This window comes from Microbacterium sp. (assembly GCF_036277215.1).
Classification (GTDB): domain Bacteria; phylum Actinomycetota; class Actinomycetes; order Actinomycetales; family Microbacteriaceae; genus Microbacterium.
In genome coordinates this window covers 1-3,414 of sequence record NZ_DASUNI010000049.1, presented here as the reverse complement: position 1 = coordinate 3,414, position 3,414 = coordinate 1, and the positions used below count along the sequence as shown (strand labels likewise).

Annotated in this window: 5 protein-coding genes; 1 reads left to right on the top strand and 4 read right to left on the bottom strand. The window is 69.6% G+C overall.

Annotation, left to right across the window (positions count from 1 at the left end; translation table 11 throughout):
- Positions 1-133 precede the first annotated feature (133 nt).
- The 4 genes from VFX99_RS02455 to VFX99_RS02440 form a co-directional block, all read right to left on the bottom strand.
- Complete coding sequence (locus VFX99_RS02455) at positions 134-586, bottom strand: SRPBCC domain-containing protein (RefSeq protein ID WP_329664732.1); 453 nt, start codon at positions 584-586, stop codon at positions 134-136.
- Positions 579-914: a metalloregulator ArsR/SmtB family transcription factor gene (locus VFX99_RS02450; RefSeq protein ID WP_329664731.1), complete on the bottom strand. Its 336-nt coding sequence runs from the start codon at positions 912-914 to the stop codon at positions 579-581. The genes VFX99_RS02455 and VFX99_RS02450 overlap by 8 nt, the downstream gene beginning before the upstream one ends.
- Before the next feature lie 151 nt (positions 915-1,065).
- A complete protein-coding gene (locus tag VFX99_RS02445) occupies positions 1,066-1,503 on the bottom strand; it encodes an SRPBCC family protein (protein WP_329664730.1) in 438 nt (145 codons plus the stop codon).
- Between the two features lie 81 nt (positions 1,504-1,584).
- Complete coding sequence (locus VFX99_RS02440) at positions 1,585-2,184, bottom strand: SRPBCC family protein (protein ID WP_329664729.1); 600 nt, start codon at positions 2,182-2,184, stop codon at positions 1,585-1,587.
- A 66-nt stretch (positions 2,185-2,250) separates the two neighbouring features.
- Between VFX99_RS02440 and VFX99_RS02435 the strand changes: the two genes are divergently transcribed.
- Positions 2,251-3,414 (top strand): radical SAM protein (locus tag VFX99_RS02435; protein WP_329664728.1); only part of this gene is annotated, 1,164 nt, incomplete at its 3' end.

The window sequence follows — 3,414 nt, the reverse complement described above, 5'->3', positions numbered from 1 at the left end:
GCGTTCGGACCCGATGCCCGAGGTCGGCATGCACGAGCCGACGATCATGCGCGTCGAGCTCACCCACCCAGCCGACGACGTCGCGCGCCGATTTTTCACAGGTGCCTGACCTCTGCGGATCGGCAAATTTGGCTCAGCCGGCGATCACGACGAGCGCCAACTGCTCGAAGGCGGAGTTCCAGCCGGATTCGGCGTGTCCGGCGCCGCGGGCGTAGGGGCCGTCGGTGAGGGTCATGCGGGTCTTCTCGCCATGGTCGAAGAGCTCGATGCGCATGATCGTCGGCTCGTGCATGCCGACCTCGGGCATCGGGTCCGAACGCAGGACGAGCAACTCGGGCTCGACGAGCTCGATGATCTCGTAGCCGAGCTCGAACTTCGCGCCGTTGTCGCGCCGGACCATCGTGAGCTCGTAGCGCCCGCCGACGCGCAAGTCGATGCGGATCGTCTCGCGCGGGATGTCAGAGTGCTCAGGGCCGTACCAGGCGGCGACGTCGTCGGGATCGGTCCAGGCCCTGAAGACCCGGGCGCGCGGGGCGTCGAAGACGCGGGTGATGATGACCTGTTGGTCGACGGTGGCGTCAGGCATCGGGGATCGATCCTTTCCGGCGTAGGTGTGTGTCGAGTCGGTCCATGCGCGCCTCCCAGGTCCGCTTGCGCGACCGCATCCACTCCATCGCCTCATCGAGCGGTGCAGGCTCGATGCGCGCGGGCCGCCATTGGGCGTCACGCCCGCGCACGATCAGGCCAGCCCGCTCGAGCACCTTCAGATGGCGCGAGATCGCGGGCAGGCTGACCGGAAACGGCGCGGCAAGCTCGTTGACGGTCGCCTCACCCTCGGCAAGGCGAGTGAGGATGGCGCGACGCGTCGGGTCGGCGAGCGCGGAGAAGGTGAGATCGAGCTGATCGGTCGGCATAGAACGTGTCGGTTAAATAACGAGGGCGTTAAATACCACGGCGAACGCTGCCGTGCAAGTCGATGCGGTCGCCGTTCCGCATGCCGCCCCGTGCCTGCAGATGCTTCGCCAACCCGAGGATGCCGCGCGAGGCGAGCAGCAGCCGCCGGGTTCACCGCTCGAGCAACCGCTTCAGCCGCGCGAGATCCTTCTCGTTCGCCCGCCGCATCGCGCGCGCCATCACCGGCGCGCCGACCCGCTTGAACCCAGCGGGCTCCCCACGGTTGCGCAACGTCATCAACGTGCGCTCAGGACCGGCATCGGCCCACGTGTAGGTCGTCTCCATCGGAAACGGCCCTTGTTGCGTGCTCATCACCAACCGCTCACCCGGGACCAGTTCCCGGATCTCGTACGTGTACGCCAGACGTCGGCCGAGGAACACGGCCACGAACGCCACCCTCGAGCCCACCGCGAGCGGTGGCTCCGTCCGCCACTCGACCGACCGGATGTTCGCGTACCACGCCTTCGCGTTGCCGACGTCCGCCGCGAAGCGCGAAACCTCCGCGCGCGCACGGGCGATCTCGATGCGCGTCACGACGTCGACGCCCATGCCCGCGACGCTACACGACGGCGGGTGATGATCGGCGGCCAGCGAGGGCCGCCGTCCTGTTTCGATTCCTCGGTTGTGCGGTCATGTGTGCGGCTGAGGGCGCTGTCGGCTTGCGCGGCGCTCTGCTTCTGCGCGTATGCCTTCAAGGGTCGACGCGACCGTCTGCTCCCAGGAGGGGGCGACTCGGTCGCCCCACCACGCGCCAAGTGTCCACAGGTCGGTCCCCAACTCGCCGTGGTAGTCGAACGCGGTGCCGCCGTCGCGCGGCTGGAGTTCGTAGCTCTCGACGACGTGCGGCACCGGTCCCTTGACGAGCCTGAACGTGATCCGATGCGGTGGCTCGAAATGCACCGTTTCGACGGTGGTCACGGTCAGGCCGGGTGCCAGGGGCGTGTGGTGCGCGGCAAGCACGAGATCTGAGCCGCGCTCGATGACTTCGAGCTTGTCGCGCATCGCGCGCGGCGTCTTGCGCAGATACGGGGCGGCGATGACGTCGAACACGACCTCGGGCGGCGCGGCGATCTGGATCCGGATCGGGCCCAGCGGGCGCACTCGGCGTCCGATGCCGAGGTCGAGCGTCAGGCCTGCACGGGTGACCAGCAGGCCGCCGGCTGCCAGCAGCGCGGCGCCGCCGGCAGCGGCGATCAGGGGTGCACGCGACGGGACAGGCGCGGCGCTCATCGGCACGTTGTACACGCCGGCGTGCGGCGGCGCAGTGGTAGGCGTGCCGTCTGGGATACTCGCCGGGTGGCCACTGGCGACGGCCTGCCCGCAGCGACGCGCTCCATCTGCCCGCACTGCCGCGCGGTGCTCGACGCCGTGCTGCACGAACGTGACGGACGCGTGTTCCTGCGCCGCGCGTGCCCCGAGCACGGCGTGATCGAGGCGCTCGCTTATGGCGATGCGCAGCGCTGGCGGGCGGTGCAGCGCTTTGATAGGCCTGGGGCTGCGCCGCTGCTACGCCAGACCGCCGCGGAGCGGGGCTGTCCGAGCGATTGCGGGATCTGCCCTGAGCACGCACAGCACACCTGTCTCGGCATCATCGAGGTCAACACCGGCTGCAACCTCGACTGCCCGATCTGTTTCGCCGAGTCGGGCACCGGCCACCAGGTCGACGGCTATTCGCTCTCGCTCGAGCAGGTGGAGGCGATGCTCGACGCGTTCGTCGCCGCCGAGGGTCAGCCCGAGGCGGTCCAGCTCTCGGGCGGCGAGCCTTCGATCCACCCCCAGATCCTCGACATGCTCGCCGCGGCCCGGGCGCGCGGCATCGCGCTGGTGATGCTCAACACCAACGGAATCCGGCTGGCACGCGATCCGCGCTTCGCACCGGCGCTCGCCGAGCTCGGGGTCCACGTCTACCTCCAGTTCGACGGCTTCGACGACGCCACCCACATGGCGATTCGCGGCCGCCGACTGCAGGAGATCAAGTTGGCGGCGCTCGACCGTTGCGCGGCGGTCGGCGTCGGCGTCTCACTGGCCGCGGCCGTGGAGCGCGGGATCAACGAGCATGAGCTCGGCGCGATCGTGCGCTTCGGCGTCGAGCATCCGGCAGTCAATGGCGTGTTCTTTCAGCCGGTCACTCACACGGGCCGGCACCCGGCGTTCGACCCGCTCGACCGGCTGACCAACGTGGAGATCATCCGCGGCGTGTGCGAGCAGCTGCCGGAGTGGTTTCGTGAGGACGACTTCGTCGCCGTCCCCTGCTGCTCTCCGACATGCCGCTCTGCAACCTACGCGCTCTACGACGGGGAGGACCTCGTCCCGCTGCCGCGGCTGGTCGACGTCGACCGCTACCTCGGGTTCGTCACCAACCGTGCCGTCCCCGACCTCGAGGTCGGAGCGGCGCTGCAGGGCCTGTTCTCCGCCTCGGCCGCCGGCGGGACCGAGCGGACGGCGGCGCGGCTCGAGTGC